This window comes from Staphylococcus sp. GDY8P94P, assembly GCF_017892255.1.
In the GTDB taxonomy this organism is placed as follows: Bacteria; Bacillota; Bacilli; order Staphylococcales; family Staphylococcaceae; genus Staphylococcus; species Staphylococcus cohnii.
In genome coordinates this window covers 561,141-578,484 of record NZ_JAESKU010000008.1, presented here as the reverse complement: position 1 = coordinate 578,484, position 17,344 = coordinate 561,141, and the positions used below count along the sequence as shown (strand labels likewise).

Annotated in this window: 15 protein-coding genes and 1 pseudogene; 11 read left to right on the top strand and 5 right to left on the bottom strand. The window is 33.8% G+C overall.

What is annotated here, in order from left to right; translation table 11 throughout:
* Window positions 1-2 precede the first annotated feature (2 nt).
* From KA926_RS07075 to KA926_RS07060, 4 genes are all read left to right on the top strand, one after another.
* Window positions 3-302: a PTS sugar transporter subunit IIB gene (locus tag KA926_RS07075; RefSeq protein WP_210144020.1), complete on the top strand. Its 300-nt coding sequence runs from the start codon at window positions 3-5 to the stop codon at window positions 300-302.
* 36 nt (window positions 303-338) lie between these two features.
* Complete coding sequence (locus KA926_RS07070; protein WP_210144019.1) at window positions 339-1,634, top strand: PTS sugar transporter subunit IIC; 1,296 nt, start codon at window positions 339-341, stop codon at window positions 1,632-1,634.
* Window positions 1,635-1,652: 18 nt separating this feature from the next.
* On the top strand, window positions 1,653-1,973 hold the full coding sequence (locus tag KA926_RS07065) for a PTS lactose/cellobiose transporter subunit IIA (protein WP_119535503.1): 321 nt from the start codon (window positions 1,653-1,655) through the stop codon (window positions 1,971-1,973).
* Window positions 1,974-2,266: 293 nt separating this feature from the next.
* Window positions 2,267-3,355: a DUF871 domain-containing protein gene (locus tag KA926_RS07060; RefSeq protein ID WP_119535502.1), complete on the top strand. Its 1,089-nt coding sequence runs from the start codon at window positions 2,267-2,269 to the stop codon at window positions 3,353-3,355.
* 326 nt (window positions 3,356-3,681) lie between these two features.
* Here KA926_RS07060 and KA926_RS14055 read toward each other — a convergent pair.
* Window positions 3,682-3,927, bottom strand: a pseudogene (locus KA926_RS14055) (cupin domain-containing protein); the annotation flags it as partial.
* Window positions 3,928-4,061: 134 nt separating this feature from the next.
* The gene (locus tag KA926_RS07050; RefSeq protein ID WP_210144017.1) at window positions 4,062-5,015 is read right to left on the bottom strand and encodes an NAD(P)-dependent oxidoreductase; all 954 of its coding nucleotides are present in this window, start codon (window positions 5,013-5,015) and stop codon (window positions 4,062-4,064) included.
* Between the two features lie 277 nt (window positions 5,016-5,292).
* Here KA926_RS07050 and ahlS point away from each other — a divergent pair, with 277 nt between their 5' ends.
* A complete protein-coding gene (gene ahlS, locus KA926_RS07045) occupies window positions 5,293-6,141 on the top strand; it encodes an AhlS family quorum-quenching N-acyl homoserine lactonase (protein ID WP_019469224.1) in 849 nt (282 codons plus the stop codon).
* 15 nt (window positions 6,142-6,156) lie between these two features.
* On the top strand, window positions 6,157-7,284 hold the full coding sequence (locus KA926_RS07040; protein ID WP_210144015.1) for a zinc-dependent alcohol dehydrogenase family protein: 1,128 nt from the start codon (window positions 6,157-6,159) through the stop codon (window positions 7,282-7,284).
* A 323-nt stretch (window positions 7,285-7,607) separates the two neighbouring features.
* On the opposite strand, the gene KA926_RS07035 is transcribed toward KA926_RS07040, so the two are convergent.
* A complete protein-coding gene (locus KA926_RS07035) occupies window positions 7,608-8,384 on the bottom strand; it encodes a 3-hydroxybutyrate dehydrogenase (protein WP_210144014.1) in 777 nt (258 codons plus the stop codon).
* Between the two features lie 223 nt (window positions 8,385-8,607).
* Here KA926_RS07035 and KA926_RS07030 point away from each other — a divergent pair, with 223 nt between their 5' ends.
* The 3 genes from KA926_RS07030 to ptsG all read left to right on the top strand — a co-directional run bounded on the left by KA926_RS07030 (window position 8,608) and on the right by ptsG (window position 12,798).
* Window positions 8,608-9,546 (top strand): cation diffusion facilitator family transporter, encoded by a 939-nt coding sequence (locus KA926_RS07030; protein ID WP_119535498.1) that lies wholly within the window; start codon window positions 8,608-8,610, stop codon window positions 9,544-9,546.
* A gap of 215 nt (window positions 9,547-9,761) precedes the next feature.
* Entirely contained in the window at window positions 9,762-10,598 is an 837-nt protein-coding gene (gene glcT, locus KA926_RS07025) for a glucose PTS transporter transcription antiterminator GlcT (protein ID WP_119535497.1), read from the top strand.
* Window positions 10,599-10,782: 184 nt separating this feature from the next.
* Entirely contained in the window at window positions 10,783-12,798 is a 2,016-nt protein-coding gene (gene ptsG, locus KA926_RS07020) for a glucose-specific PTS transporter subunit IIBC (RefSeq protein ID WP_210144012.1), read from the top strand.
* A gap of 85 nt (window positions 12,799-12,883) precedes the next feature.
* On the opposite strand, the gene panC is transcribed toward ptsG, so the two are convergent.
* Together panC and panB are read right to left on the bottom strand one after the other, a co-directional pair.
* Window positions 12,884-13,732 (bottom strand): pantoate--beta-alanine ligase, encoded by an 849-nt coding sequence (gene panC, locus KA926_RS07015; protein ID WP_119535495.1) that lies wholly within the window; start codon window positions 13,730-13,732, stop codon window positions 12,884-12,886.
* On the bottom strand, window positions 13,729-14,541 hold the full coding sequence (gene panB, locus KA926_RS07010; protein ID WP_210144010.1) for a 3-methyl-2-oxobutanoate hydroxymethyltransferase: 813 nt from the start codon (window positions 14,539-14,541) through the stop codon (window positions 13,729-13,731). The genes panC and panB overlap by 4 nt, the downstream gene beginning before the upstream one ends.
* 300 nt (window positions 14,542-14,841) lie before the next feature.
* Between panB and KA926_RS07005 the strand changes: the two genes are divergently transcribed.
* Together KA926_RS07005 and KA926_RS07000 are read left to right on the top strand one after the other, a co-directional pair.
* Window positions 14,842-16,338, top strand: coding sequence for a glycosyltransferase (locus KA926_RS07005; RefSeq protein WP_119535493.1), 1,497 nt, complete (start codon window positions 14,842-14,844; stop codon window positions 16,336-16,338).
* 304 nt (window positions 16,339-16,642) lie between these two features.
* Complete coding sequence (locus tag KA926_RS07000) at window positions 16,643-17,323, top strand: M15 family metallopeptidase (protein ID WP_210144009.1); 681 nt, start codon at window positions 16,643-16,645, stop codon at window positions 17,321-17,323.
* Window positions 17,324-17,344: the final 21 nt, after the last annotated feature.

The following is a 17,344-nucleotide window of genomic DNA, read 5'->3' as shown; positions in this document are numbered from 1 at the left end:
TTATGAAAGTAATAATGGTTTGTTCAGGTGGCATGTCTAGTTCTATGATCGTGGATGCTGTGAAGAAAGAAGCTGCAAAAGAAAATTTTGATTTGGAAATTGTAGCAGTTGGAACCGAAGCATTTGAAAATAAAATTGCTGATTACGACTTAGGTTTGGTAGCGCCTCAAGTTAGACATCGATTAGATAAATTTAAAAAAGTCGGTGAAGCAGTTAATAAACCTGTAGATGTCATAGATCCAATGGGCTATACACCTATTGGCGCACCTAAAATTTTAAAGCAAATAAAAACGTATGTATAAGTACTAAATTAAATAAGTAAACAGAGGGTGTATGTTATGCAGAAATTTTTGAAATGGATTGAAAAGGTATTCATGCCACCCATGGCCAAAGCTTCTGAACAACGACATTTGACTTCTATTCGTGATGGTATTATCGCAACGCTACCACTTATCATTGTTGGATCGTTCTTTACTTTATTTGCGTCTCCACCCATACCAGCTTTAGAAAAATTGGTAGAACCACATGCTGAGAAGATAATGGTCGCAAATAGAATGACGTTGGGCTTGATGGCAGTTTACGCTGCATTTTCAATGGGCTACAGCTTAGCAAAATCATATAAAATGGATGGCCAAGCAGGAGGGTTACTTTCACTAGCCACATTCTTAATGATGACGTTACCGCTCAACTTAGATGATAAATTACCTAAAAGTGACGCTGTTGGTTATGTGTTGCCTATGGCAGATTTAGGTGGTTCCGGCTTGTTTGTAGCAATCATTTCCATGATATTTACTGTTGAAATGATGCGGCTCATAGTGAAGTCAGGATTTACGATAAAAATGCCGGATCAAGTTCCGGGTTCTGTTGCGCGTTCGTTTGAATCTTTGGTACCTGCAATCGTCATTATCGTTATTTCTTGGTTTGTAAGAGTGATATTAAACATAGATTTAAACGCCATTATTAATAAAATCTTTGAACCTTTAGGCAATTTTGCTGGTGACAGTTTATTAGGTGCTTTAATCCCTGTGTTTTTCATTGTACTTTTATGGTCAGCAGGTATACATGGTGTGGCAGTAATGGGGGCAGTCTTCCAACCTATTTGGTTTTCTTTATTAGACCAAAATATTGATGCTAAGGCTGCTGGGGAACCATTACCACATATTATTGTTGAACCATTTTTCCAGTGGTTTGTATGGATAGGCGGTGCAGGGGCAACGCTGAGTTTGTGTATATTGATGATATTTTCTAAGTCAGAATATTTGAAGAAGGTAGGACGTTTTTCTATTATACCGAGCATATTTAACATCAATGAACCACTTATATTTGGTGCGCCATTAGTTATGAATCCGATCCTTGCTTTACCATTTATAGGTATCCCATTAATTCTGACTACAATTACTTATTTTGTATTTAAGTTAGGTTTGATAGCTAAAATTACGATACTGGCGCCATGGACATTACCGGGGCCTTTGGGGGCATTATTTGCAACGAATGGTGACTGGAGAGCACTGGTGTTAGTTGTATTTAATCTCTTAGTAGCAGTAATCATATACTATCCGTTCTTTAAAATGTATGAACGTAAAATGTTAGAGCAAGAACAAGGCACTACAAATGATACTTTTAACGACGATTAATTGAGATGGGGAGATTTGATGAGTGAACAAAACGAGCAAATTATTTTTGAAATTATTTCACATGGTGGTAATGCGAAAAGTTTAGCATACGAAGCTTTGGATGCAGCTACAGCATTTAATTTTGAACAAGCGAATGAATTGATGGCACTGTCGAAAGAGGAAATGAGCAAGGCACATAATATACAAACAGAGTTAATACAGTCTGAAATAAATGGTGACAAAGTACAAACCTCGTTATTGATGATACATGCACAAGATCATTTAATGACCGCCATTAGCGAAAAAAATTTAATTGAAAAAATGATTGAGTTATATCAAAAATTAGAAGAGAAGTGTTAATATGATGCGATTGATTTATTTAATAGTATTATTTTTACTCATATTTTGCTTTTATAAAATAGCCCATTTTATAGTCAATAAGTTTCAATTTAATAGATGGTTGTTGCTTATAGCTATCCCATTTATCGTTGTTGTACCTGTATTCATGTTTGAAAATATTAACTTGTTTGGCTGGGGCATAATATTACTTTTATTAATATTTACGAGTATCCTCTTTTTTGAAAAATCTCGTGTATTGATTGAACATCGTCAAATGCGTGGCATTATATATAAATCAAATAAGGAGTAAATATATGCATAATTTAGGAATTTCAGTTTATCCGACACAATCTGATTTAGTAGAAATGTGTGACTATATAGAAATGAGTGCAAAATTCGGATTTAAGCGCATCTTCACAAATTTACTTTCAGTTAAAAGTGATGAAGAAGCGGTTTTTAATAAATTTAAGTCAGTGGTAAAAGTTGCTAAAGAGAATGATATGACTGTGATTGCGGATATTAACCATAAAGTTTTTGAAGCATTGAATTTAAAGCGTGATGATTTATCCTTTTTTAAAGCACTAGGTGTATCAGGAATACGTGTTGATACAGGATTTTCAGCTCAAGAAATAGCACAACTGAGTTATAACAAACAGCATATGTATGTAGAACTAAACATCAGTGTGAGTGATACATTTATTGAAGAAGTGTTAAGTTATCAACCTAATTTAGACAAACTTGTAGGTTGTCACAATTTTTATCCTCAAACCTATACTGGCTTATCATATCAACATTTTGTAAACACGAGTGAAGCTTATAAAAGAAATAATGTTCACACTGCAGCTTTTGTTACTTCACAAGAGGCAACAGTTGGACCTTGGATGATTATGGAAGGATTACCTACACTAGAAAGTCATAGAAATTTACCTATAGCAGTACAAGTTAAGCATTTATTAATGACGAATTTAGTAGATGATTTTATTATTGGTAACGCATTTGCTTCTGAATCTGAACTACAATCACTTTCAGAAATAAATTTAGCAATGCCTAGCTTTGATGTTTATTTAAATAACGATATTACTGAAATAGATGAAACCATTGTGACAGAGGAATTTCATTTCAATCGGGGGGATATTTCAGATTATGTTATACGGTCAACGATGAGCCGTGTCCATTATAAAGATGAGCCATTCCCGCCAAATAATACAGTACAAATTAAAAAGGGTGATATTGTGATTTGTAATGAACAATACGGTCACTACAAAGGGGAGCTGCAAATCGCATTACAAGATATGGAAAATCAAGGTTATAAAAATGTTATCGGACATGTCAAAAAAGAAGAACATTTCTTATTAAATTTATTAAAACCATGGCAGTCATTTGAATTAAAAGTGATATCATAATCTTTGTTTTATAGTGCGTGACTTCTTGATATTTTAAGTATTAGTAGAAAGATTATCAAAGAAGTAAGGCTAAAGTAAAGGCACTTTCGTTGAATTCATTTTAAATGGATCATACGAAAGTGTTTTTCTATGCGTAAAGCTTATTGTCGAATAAAAATGAATGTACCAAACAAATTAGATTAAAGCATATAAGAAAAATTTATGGGATATTAAAATTATTCAATTTCCACCTTAGAGTCTAGCCACTAAAGCCGACTTATAGCCCAAAAGAAAACCACCCGTAAAACAGGTGGTTTTAATTTTATATTAATTAAAATACATCGCGCTTATTGTGCACATTCATATGGGTTGAAGTCCAATGGCATTGGTGTAGCAAAACCTAACATGACAAAGTCTTCGTCACCAGTGTTGGTCATGCCGTGCGCATCTCCAGGGAATGAAACGAATATATCTCCGGCTTTAATGGGTTTTTGTTCATTATCATTTGTGAAAAAAGTACCTTCGCCTTGTAGTACAATCCAAACATCATCTGCATCTTTATGTGTGTGACAAGGTAATGATTGTCCTGGTTTAAGACACCAAACCGCACCAGCTGAATGTCATGTTTCATAAAATATAGTTTTTTTCGCTGCGTCGTCAGAAAAATGTTGTAACTCATTTATATTAAAAAAACGATTGGATGTTTGTGGCATATTTTTCACTCCTGTTAGTTTACAATATAGTTTGGTTGTTCACCGCTAAGTTGTTTCACTACGTTAGATGCTGCAATGTCAGCCATCATGTCTCTTGCCTCGAATGTCGCATTGCCAATATGTGGTGTGATAACTACATTTTTCATTGATTTCAGTGCTTCAGTGATTTGCGGTTCAAACTCAAACACATCAAGTGCTGCACCTTCAATAATACCTTCTTCTAGCGCTTTTACTAATTCCTCTTCATAAACAATTGGTCCTCTTGATGCGTTGATTAAATATGAAGTTGGTTTCATTTTTTTGATCGCATTATAGTCAATCATGTGTTTTAACTTTTCATTATATGCACAGTTTAAAGTTACAAAGTCTGAACGTTTTAAAAGTTCGTCTTGTGTAACATATTCTGCATTTAATTCAGCTTCTTTATCTTCATAACGTTTAGGACCTGAATAAAGCACATTCATATCAAAACCTTTAGCACGTCTTGCAACGGCAGTACCAATTTCACCTAATCCTATAATGCCAATTGTTTTACCAGATACTTCACGTCCTCTAAAGAATAACGGTGACCAACCGTTAAATCCTTCATTGCGGCAAAGTTGATCTCCTTCAGGAATACGTCGAGCTACAGCAAGTAAAATACCCATTGTTAACTCTGCAGTTGAATTGGTTGAAGCAATGGGCGTGTTTGTCACATTGATATCGTGTTCACGCGCAGCTTCAATATCAATATTATTAAAACCAGCACCGTAGTTAGCTATGATTTTTAATTTTGGTGCAGTTTCAATAACTTTTCGGCTCACGTTAGTAGATAATAAAGTGATTAATGCATCAACATCTTTAATTTTTTCTATTAATAATTCTTCGGAAATTAGGGTTTGACCAGTGTACATATCTACGTCAAAATGTTGTTCTAGTTGATTAAGCCCGGCTTCTGGGATAGCACCTGCGATAAAAATCTTCTTCATAAAAATCGTCTCCTCCTATTATGTGAAAACATTCGCAATTTTTAATTTAAGTTTAGCATTATTTGGTGTTTTGGGTATGTAAAAAGTGCCAAAGTATGATGTGAGTTTTGTGTGATATGGACAAATCGTATTTATACGTAGAAAAGTGTTAAAAGTTGATTGAATTTCAAGTGAAAATATAATAATTCATTTTTATATAAGTGTTGAGTGCAAGTATTAGTATATTTATGGAAAACCCTTACATTTTAGTGTAATATTATACTAAGAGGTGATTAGTATGGTGAATATAAAAAAAGAACGTATGAAAATTTATGTGTTGGATAATGGGCGAATGAAAATGGATAAAAATTTAATGATCGCAAATTCAAACCAAGCGACATTAGATAATCCAAATAAAGAAAATGAACTACATGAATTTCCGATTTATACCGTTTTTATAGATCATCCTGATGCTAAGATATTATTTGATACTGCTTGTAATCCGAATTCAATGGGAGAGGAAGGACGATGGATTAATGCAACGCAAAAAGCTTTCCCTTATTTTTCTGATGAATCATGTCACTTACCAAACAGACTAGAACAATTAGGTGTTGATCCTAAAGATGTGGATATAGTAGTAGCTTCCCATTTACATCTTGATCATGCTGGTTGTTTAGAATATTTTACAAACGCAACTGTTATTGTTCACGACGATGAATTCAGTGGTGCGATGAAGTGCTATGCGCGTAACCAACAAGAAGGTGCGTACATTTGGAGTGATATCGACGCTTGGATTAAAAGTGATTTGACTTGGCAAACTATAGCGCGAGATCAAGCACATCTAAACCTTGTAGATGGTGTGAAAGTACTCAACTTTGGTAGTGGACATGCCTGGGGAATGATTGGTCTTGAAATTGAAACTGAAGAGTTAGGGACACTCATCTTAGCTTCTGATGCCATTTACACACAAGAAAGTATGGAACCAAAATTACAACCACCTGGTATTCTTTATGATTCAGTTGGATGGGCAAATTCTGTGGAATATATTAAGCGCCTTGCTCAAGAAAAGAATGCGGAAATCTGGTTTGGACATGATGGTAACCAATTTGAATCTTTTAGAAAATCTACGGATGGTTATTATGAATAAAGGATGTGTGAAGCAATGAAAACAAAAGCAGCAGTATTATATGAAATGGGTGTTGAAGGGCCTTATGAAAAAACGGAGCCTTTAAAAATAGAAACTTTAAACCTCGATGCCCCTAAACAGAATGAAGTGCTCATTAAAATTCATGCCGCGGGTTTATGTCATTCTGATTTGTCAGTGATTAATGGGAGCCGTCCAAGACCAATGCCTATGGCGCTTGGCCATGAAGCAGCAGGTGAAATTATAGAATTAGGTGACGGCGTTAGTGATTTTGAAATTGGAGACCACGTTGTTTGTACTTTTATCCCTAGCTGCGGTAAATGTATACCATGTCGTGAAGGAAGACCTGCATTATGTGAAAATGGTGCAGCTTCCAATGAGAAGGGTGAAATGATAGAAGGTGGGTTCCGCTTATCTAAAGAAAAAGATGTCATACACCATCATTTAGGTGTTTCAGGATTTTCAGAATATGCTGTTGTCTCAGAAAATTCAATAGTGAAAATAGATCCAGAAATTCCTTATGAACGGGCAGCAGTGTTTGGTTGTGCTGTCATTACAGGTATAGGTGCTGTTATAAATACAGCTCAGATTAGGCCGGGTAGTAACGTAGCGGTAGTGGGTCTTGGAGGCATTGGACTAAATGCCATAATAGGTGCAAGACTGGCTGGTGCTAATGAAATTATTGCTTTAGACATTAACGAGGACAAATTTGAAATTGCTAAAACTTTAGGTGCAACAGCAGTGTTTAACTCAAGTGATGAAAATGTGATTGATGATGTTAAAGCATATGTAACAGGTGGCGCTGAATACGTGTTTGAAACAGCAGGTGTGGTGCCTGCAATGCAAGTAGCATATGCGATAACAAAACGTGGTGGTTCAACAGTGACCACAGGCTTACCTGATCCAAAAGCAGAATTTTCATTTCCACAAGTAACTTTAGCTGCTGAAGAGAGAACGGTTAAAGGCTCATATGTCGGAAGTTGTGTTCCTGATCGTGATATACCAAGATTTGTGAGCTTATATCGTCAAAACAGACTTAATATTGATCCATTAATCAGTGACGTCATTTCATTAGATCAGATTAATAAAGGTTTTGATCAGTTAGCAAATGGCGATGCTGGTAGAATTATTATTAAAATGTCTTAATTAATGATTCAATTATAATAGGGAACAAGGTTATAAATAATGACATGATAGGGGGGACTCATTTTGACAATTAAATGAGGCAAGTTACCTTAGATTTGTTAAAATAGTGTTCAATTCATGAACTTATATAAAAATTGACAGTGGTGCGATAGATAAAACAAGCTTTAACACGTGCGGTAAGTCTTCGGTTTGTCTGCGCGTAATATGCGCGCACGCTCTAATATATAGTTATACCGTTGCAAAACTCATTTTGATTTATAGTACAAAAAGACGATTGCTTTACTTAAAATTTGTAAAGTCATCGTCTTTGTTATTGTTAAAAATTATTGTGCAGTATAGCCGCCATCAATTACGATGGATTGTCCAGTGATACTTTGAGCTTTATCACTAGCGATGAACACAGCATAGTCAGCAACTTCTTGAATATTTACAAGTTGTTTTTGTGGAATGAGTGGGAATAGCACATCTTCTAATACTTGTTCAACACTCACATTTCTTGTTTTTGCAAGGTCATTCATTTGACCTCGAACAAGTGGTGTATCGATATATCCAGGACAGATTGCGTTGACTGTCACACCATCTTGGGCAGCCTCTAAAGCTGTAACTTTTGTTAGACCAATGATGCCATGTTTGGCACTGTTATAGGCAGATTTGCCAGAAAAACCAACGAGTCCGTTGATAGAAGACATATTTAAAATTCGTCCATACTGTTGTTTCTTCATTATTGGAAGTACATGCTTTGTCATAATAAATGTACCAACTAGCATAATATCTATCATTAGTTTGAATTTATCAGTTGGAAAATCTTCAATATTTGCCACGTTTTGCAAACCTGCGTTGTTAATTAAAATATCAATTTGCCCATACTGTTTTACAGTTTTATCTACTAATGCTTCTACATCCTTTTCATTCGACACATCAGCAATAACCCCCATACAATCAAAACCATTTGCTTTAAATGATTCAACTGCACGATTTAATGCATCTTGATTAATATCTGTGAATACAACTTTTGCGCCTTCATTTAAAAACACCTTAGCAATTTCCAACCCAATGCCACTCGCTGCACCTGAAATGATTGTAATTTTGTCTTTTAACATATATTTGCCTCCCTTTTGCATATCATAATTAGCTTACATTTGTTCAATGGATAAGTAAAATGAATGGTTTAATTGCGCTATAGCTATTGTTTATGGAAAGTTTGGTTATATAAAACCAACACAATTCAATAATGAATATATTTTAATTAAAATTAATAGTATAAATTATTTTGGAACGGGGATATAATTTAGAGTAGCTAAAGTAAATAGGAGGCTAAAGTTATTGAGTAGAAGAGAATATTTTCATCATGTTGATCATCGGAAAAAGCAACAAAACGCTAAGTTAACACTGTGGATAACTTTCTTTATTACACTGATATTTACCATAGTAGAGTTTGTTGGTGGCGTACTTTCAAATTCTTTAGCATTGTTATCTGATTCGTTTCATATGTTAAGTGATGTTATTGCATTAAGTTTGTCTATGGTTGCGATATATTTTGCAACGAAAAAACCTACGTCACGTTTTACATTTGGCTATCTGAGGCTAGAAATATTAGCTGCTTTTTTAAATGGTTTAGCGTTAATGATTATTTCATTATGGATCCTGTATGAAGCAGCTAAGCGTATGATTTATCAGCAACCGATTGAAAGTGGTGTTATGGTTATCATAGCCACGATTGGTTTATTCGTTAACATCGTTTTGACAATCGTTCTTGTACGTTCTTTAAAACAGGAAGACAATATTAATGTTCAAAGTGCATTATGGCATTTCATGGGAGATTTATTAAACTCAATCGGTGTTATTATTGCCGTTGTGTTAATTCACATAACAGGATGGCAGATGATAGACCCACTCATCAGTATCGTCATTTCTTTAATTATATTACGTGGTGGATGGAAAATTGCTAGAAATGCTTGGTTTGTATTAATGGAAGCTGTACCTGAAAAGTTCGATACAGATAAATTGATTGCTGATATGAAAAGTATAAAAGGGATTGATGATGTTCATGAATTTCATTTGTGGAGCATAACCACGGAACATTTTTCCTTGAGTGCTCATGTTGTACTGAGTAGTCAATCAGAGATTGAATCGTATGAAGTAATAAATAATGTTTCTAAATTATTGGAAAATAAATACAATATCAAGCACACAACATTACAAATTGAAAACCTTAGCATCAATAGTCATTCTAAGACGTATTATGAAAATTTGAAATCATAAATATTTAGTGTTTGCAGAAAGTTAATTTGTTGAATGTTTGATTACAAAGACAGAGGAAAGTACAACATTTAAAGAAACTTTCAGTATCGCGCTATAGAGACGCACTAAGTCTTTTTATAAAATATGATTATTTTGAAGGCCCATACAACTTCTTAGTTTTAATTTGTTAAAATACACTATATAATTTTAAGCAATAACTAAGAAAGGTGTATATGATGGGTCAATATCAAATTACAAAACCATTAAACAATAATGTTATTATTTGTATGCATCAAAAACGGGAAGTGGTCCTTATCGGCAAAGGCATCGGGTTCAATAAGAAATCAGGGATGGTTGTTGATGATGAGACAATGATAGAAAAAGTTTATGCGTTAGAACAGAAAAAGCAACAAGAACATTATAAAGCACTTATTGAACAAGCTGATGATTCTGTCATTCAAGCGATTATTGAAGCAATTAATATGATTACTAGCACAGATTTAGAAATTGATGATAATCGTTTAATTGTAGCGTTAACCGACCACATCATATTTGCATATAAACGATTAAAGCAAAATCAATACATTAATAACCCTTTTGCAATCGAAACGAGACATCTATACCCTGAAGCTTATAAAATAGCTGCTTCAGTTATCTATAAACTCAATTCGGTATTGTCACTCCAATTTCCAGAAGATGAGGTTGGTTTTATAGCACTACATATTGCATCTAATATGGAAAAATTAACAATGAGCGAAATGACTAAAATTAATGATTTAATCAGTAAATGTATTCAAATTGTGGAGTATGATTTACATCAATCTATAGATACGACATCTGTACAATATCAAAGATTTATTAGACATATTCAATTTTTAATTAGAAGACTGAGTATAGGCGAAACGATCAAGTCGCAAACCGAATTTGAAAAGATGTTGAAAGCGCATTATCCGCTGTGCTATAATGTTGCTGTCAAGATAATGAAAATGATGCAAAAACAGTTGGGTGTCACAGTATATGAAGCAGAAGTTATTTATTTAACGTTACATATCAGCCACTTAACTCAACGATAAATAAGCACGTGTAACTGATTCGATCAGGCATGAGTACTTAGACAGAGCAAAAAGCTCAGTTTATTTACTCATGCCTTTTTTGTGTCTTTAACCTTGTTTTGACGCAAAATATAGGAACTTATAATGAATTATGTTTTTGTACATAAACGTTATATAGTTTCTTGAAAATGGAGGATACTGTATAATGTGGAAGAAATTTTTTGGTCAACTTCAACGTATTGGTAAGGCTTTGATGTTACCTGTGGCCATCTTACCAGCGGCGGGTTTATTGTTGGCTTTTGGAACAGTTTTACAAGGAGAAGTTTTACAATCTTACCTCCCATTTATTAAAGCAGATGCTTTTCAACATGTTGCACAAATGATGGAAGGTGCAGGAGTTGTCATTTTCGATAATTTACCTATGATTTTTGCCCTGGGTGTGGCGATTGGTTTAGCTGGCGGAGATGGTGTAGCTGCGATTGCTGCATTTGTAGGATTTATGATTATGAATAAAACCATGGGAGCATTTTTAGGTATTACAGCAGATAATGTCAGTGATGCTGCTAGTGGTTTTGCAAATGTATTAGGTATTCCTACATTACAGACAGGTGTGTTTGGTGGGATTATCATTGGTGCACTTGCTGCATGGTGTTATAACAAATTCTATAATATTTCATTGCCAAGTTATTTAGGTTTTTTTGCTGGTAAACGTTTTGTGCCGATTATGATGGCAACATGTTCTTTCGTTCTTGCATTTCCAATGGCATGGATTTGGCCAACCATTCAATATGGTTTAAATGCATTCAGTGAAGGTCTCTTAGAATCAAATACAGGAATAGCAGTATTTTTATTTGGTTTTATTAAACGTTTGCTAATACCATTTGGTTTACATCATATTTTTCATGCACCTTTCTGGTTTGAGTTTGGAAGTTTTAAAAATGCGGCTGGACAAATTATTCATGGTGATCAGCGAATTTTTATTGCGCAAATCACTGAAAATGTGCCACTGACAGCTGGTAAATTCATGGGTGGAGAGTTCCCAGTAATGATGTTTGGACTACCTGCTGCTGCTCTAGCAATTTATCATTCAGCGAAGAAAGAAAATCGTAAAGTGGTTGGCGGTCTGATGTTATCAGGTGCCTTAACATCATTCCTTACGGGTATTACAGAACCATTAGAATTTTCATTTTTATTTGTAGCGCCGCTCTTGTTCTTTATTCATGCAGTGCTAGATGGATTTGGCTTCTTAATTATGTACTTATTGAATGTACATTTAGGCTATACCTTCTCAGGTGGATTTATTGATTTCTTACTGTTGAACATCTTACCTAATAAGACAGCTTGGTGGCTTGTTATTCCAGTAGGCTTAGTTTATGCAGTGCTTTATTACTTTATATTTAGATTTATTATCAAAAAATTAAATTATAAAACACCTGGTAGAGAAGATAAAGAAATGCAAAATAATTCTGTATCAGTGAGTGAGCTACCGTTTAAAGTTTTAGATGCGATGGGTGGGAAAGACAATATTAAACACCTTGATGCATGTATTACACGTTTGAGAGTAGAAGTTAATGAAAAAGCTCAAGTAGATGTTGAAGGTTTGAAACAGCTAGGTGCTTCGGGCGTACTAGAAGTAGGCAATAATATGCAGGAAATTTTTGGACCGAAATCAGACCAAATTAAACATGATATGGCACAAATTATCGCTGGTAATATCACAAAACCAGAGGAGACAACGGTTGAAAGTGAAGCTATGAATGAATCAGTTACAGTCGAAGGTGAAACGATTTATGCACCATTTAAAGGTCGTACAGTACCGTTAAATGAAGTGCCAGACCAAGTATTTAGTGATAAATTAATGGGTGATGGTCTTGCGATTTATCCAGATAATGGAGAGGTTGTGGCACCATTTGATGGCACTGTCGAGTTAGTCTTCCCTACCAAACATGCGATAGGCTTAAAATCTGAATCAGGTGTAGAAGTGTTGATTCACTTTGGTTTAGAGACTGTTGGATTGCAAGGAGAAGGTTTTACAGTACATGTAGATTCTGGAGACACGATTGTAAAAGGTCAATCACTTATGACTGTAGATTTAGACTATATTAAAACGCATGCGAAAAGTGACATTACGCCTATTATCATAACTAATTCAGGAGAACACGAGATTAAAACAACACATGACGGCGCAGTCGACATAGGAGAAGTGTTAATTAAACTATAATATATAAAACCTCTTAATTCACAAGATCGTGCAATTAAGAGGTTTTTGTGTGGATATACGAGGATTAGTTTTATTATCCAGTTAATTAATCTCCGATAATCATATTATCTATTAAACGCGCTTTGCTGAATTTTACAGCTAGTGAAATGAAAATTTTTCCATTAATGTGAGTGATTGCTTCTAATTCTGGATAACTGTATATAGCTACCGTCTCTATATTACCGGATGTATGCTGTTTAATATAAGTTTTGGCTGTGTCTATTAATTTGGCACAATTACGTTCTCCTTGAAGGTATTGTTCATTGGCTAACTGTAAACTTTTATATAGTGCTGGCGCTTCTTGTCGTTCTGTAGGCGTCAAATAAACATTGCGTGAACTTTTAGCGAGACCGTCTGATTCACGTACTGTATTAACACCAATGATGTCTATTGGGTGATTAAAATCTACGACCATTTTTTCAACGATAGCTAGTTGCTGCGCATCTTTTTTGCCGCAATATGCATGATGTGGTCGAATAATATTAAATAATTTGTTAACAACTGTGATGACACCATTGAAATGGCCAGGACGTTGTGCACATTCTAAAACAGTGGCGAGTCTACCAGCATTTAACGTTATTGTGGGTTCTTCTGGGTACATTTCTTCTACTGTAGGATAAAAGATATAGTCTACACCAACAGACGCTGCCTTAATTTTATCTTGGTTTATATTTCTAGGGTAGGCATCAAAATCTTCATTTGGTCCAAATTGTAATGGATTTACAAAAATGCTGATGATTGTAACGTCATTTTCCTTTACTGATTGTGACATCATTTCCAAATGGCCTTCGTGTAATGCCCCCATCGTTGGAACAAAGCCGAGGGACTGATTGTTTTTTATTAAATTTGTACTTATTTTACTCATTTCTTTGATAGATGTAATTAATGTTGTCATTCTGATACCTCATCCATAATTTGTTTTTTATACGTGTGTGAAACATCAGGAAATATTTCGTTTTTGACTTCTTTATGATACTGCATTAAAGCGGTTATGCCACTGGAAAAATCTCCATATTGCTTTACGAATTTGGCTTGATGCGGGATTTCATAATTTAGTACATCATGATAGACCAATACTTGTCCATCAGTATCTTTGCCTGCACCTATACCAATCACTGGGATGTCTAAATTTTTAGTGATTTGTGCAGCTAGATCACTCGGAACAGCTTCTAAAACGAGCATGATCGCGCCAGCTTGTTGTACAGCGTAAGCATCGTTTATGAGTTGTTGTGCTGTTTCTTTTGTATTGGCTTGCATCTTGTATCCAGTGATACCAACACTTTGTGGAGTAAGTCCTAAATGTGAAACGACTGGTATACCGATGTTCTGGCAATTGTTTATAAAATCAATTAAATGTGCGCCTTCGACTTTAATTGCATTTGCATTTGTTTGTTTGTATAAATTTATAGCATTTTCTAAATCAGAGTGTTCACTAATACCAACAGCACCAAAAGGAACATCGACAATCATAAAGGTATTAGGGGCACCACGACGCACTGCTTTTGCATGATGGATCATATCTGACATCGTTCCTTGAACCGTACTTTCATAACCTAACACCGTCATACCTAAAGAATCTCCAACTAAAAGCGTATCGATTTGTGCAGTTTCTGCTTGTTTTGCACTAGGGTAGTCATAAGCTGTAACCATTGAAATTTTATTAGCATGTTGTTTCATATCTATTAAATGCTTTAATGTTAACAATTATACTCAACTCCGTTGTCTAAATATTTTTATATTTAATCATATAGTAACGAATGTATTCGAAAAATAAAATTAATTTAGTAATTTAATACATCTTTTTATACTAGATAAATAAATTAAAAAGTTTCATACGAGAAAAAAGTGGCTACAATTGCAAATAATATTAGGTGTGTAATACATATTAGTTTATAATAAATACTAAATAATAAATGAAATGTACAATATAAATGATTAGTTTTTAAATTTATTAAGGCAAACGATATAAATACTACACTATAGGTATGAAAATGAGGGGAAATCATGATTTATACAATAACAAGCACATTACCACCAGTACATGGAGGTAGAACTAAGGCATTGCTAAGTCGAATAAAATTATTAGATAGTGAATTGGGGATCAAAAGTAAAATTGTAACAACGAATTATAATGCCAATTACCCATCTGTTTACGAAAAGTTTATAAACGAGGGAAAAGTGACAGAGCATACAGAATTCGAAAATATATACGACTGGTTAAGTGGCTTCAAACTATTAGAAATACCGAAGACTAAATTTAAAAAACAACCTAAATATCAAACGATGAACCGTGAACTCAAAGGATTGGAAAGTAAAAGTTTTAATGATGGCAATGTTATGAGATATTATAAAAATGGTGATTACGTATTGTACAGAAAATATTATGGCAATAGCAATGTAGTTCAACTTGAAGATTTTATGTCATCTATTAGTAAAAAACGATTAGAACGTTGGGAATACAATAAATTTGGTCAATTGCATAGAAAGATTTATTACACACATAAACCATTTTCAAAATTATGTGAGGTGTACTTTAATACACAAGGCGTTATATACTGTAAAAAGTTTTTTAATACAGAACAAGAAAGTTTAGATTATATCCAACTTTATAGAAATGATAGACCTTATTTATCCTTCAGTAGTGAAAAAGCCTTATTTAAATATTATTTTGACCATCGCTTCAGTGATGGTGATGTGGTATTTAATGATGCTAGACTTTTAGATGAACCATTGTTAAATCAAACACATGCGACTAAAAATATTTTAGTTTTTCATAATAGTCATTTGAATGGACAGCAAATGAAAGGTTCATATAAATTTGCGTTAAATCATTCTGAAAAAGTAGAAAAATATTTAATATTAACTGAAAAGCAAAAAGAAGATATTATTAGCCAAGTCACATTAGATGAAAGACAATTATCGGTCATCCCACATTCGATTAAAACATACAAATCACTTGCAAACGAAAATAAGTTAGACCGATTTATTTTTATAGGTAGATTAGGTGTTCAAAAACAAGTAGACCATTTAATTAAAGCGTATAAACAATTTTTGGATTATGGGTACGATACGAAATTATCCATATTTGGTATGGATGAAGCTGGACAGAAAAGGGTGCTGTTGGATTTAATTGATCAATTTGGTATTCAAGATAAAGTAGAAATCAACGATTTTACGAATAATCCTTTGAGAGAATTTCAACAATCAAAAGCTTCACTGTTAACAAGTAAATTTGAGGGATTTGGCTTAACTGTAATGGAGAGTATCGAAGTTGGTTGTCCAGTTATTGCTTATGATGTTAGATATGGTCCTTCAGAGATTATAAACCATGGTACAAATGGATATCTCGTTGAGCCTGATAATATTAAAGCATTTGCTGATTATATGGCTAAAATAATAGATGAACCATTTAATTGCGTACAGACGAGATCAGAGCTTAGTCATGATAAAGCTGTAGAAAATTATAAAAAGTTATTTCAAGACATCGGGTATACTAAATAATACAATTTTTATCGCTCTCTCTATTATATTTAGTAATCGGTGTGTATCTGCTAGCATATTTTATAAAATACAAGATGTACGATAAAACAGTTGTCATTGCTTAACCACAGCAGGGTGACTGTTTTTATTTTGTTGTTTTCCATTTTGAAAGTTGATAGTTGTGTTTTGAAATATTAATAAATTCAATAAAATACTTGTCTCTTATATACAGCGTGTTATATTAATGTTAATTACAATTGTTTTTAAAACTATTTTATTGTCCATCAACATTTGTTTTGATTATACTTTTTAAAAAGGAGTAACAATGAATAAATTTAAATTATTGATTATCATGTTGTGTTTGGTCTTAGTTGGATGTTCTGCTCAAGACAATGAATCTGAGCAGAAAGACAGTGAAAATCATGAAAAACAGCAAAGTAACAATAGTGAAAATAAGCATCATAAAGAAGTGAAGCATGGTGTAACGTATATTGATGATATTTTAATTGTGAACAAAGATATTTCGTTACCAGAACATTTTAATCCTGGAGAAAATAAAGAAGCGCGTGATGCATTACAGCAACTTTTAAATGATGGTAATAATCAAGGATTTCAATTATCAAATGCCAGTGGTTTCAGAAGTTACCAAAGTCAAGAACAGTTATTTGATCAATATGTTCAAAGAGATGGAGAAGAATCAGCCAATAAATACAGTGCGAAGCCAGGCCATTCAGAACATCAAACTGGACTGACATACGACATTGTTTCTGAGAATACGGATACTAACTTTAAAACCTCTTTTGGTAAGACTGAGGAAGGGCAGTGGCTCAAAGATAATGCTTACAAATATGGTTTTATCATCAGATATCCTAAGAATAAAACGCATATAACGGGTTATCAATATGAACCGTGGCATATCAGATATGTTGGAAAAGATACAGCAAAAAAATTATATAAAAGTAATGAAACATTAGAAGAGTACTTAAACCTATATCCCCAAAAATAAGATTAAATTTGAAGTGTGCTT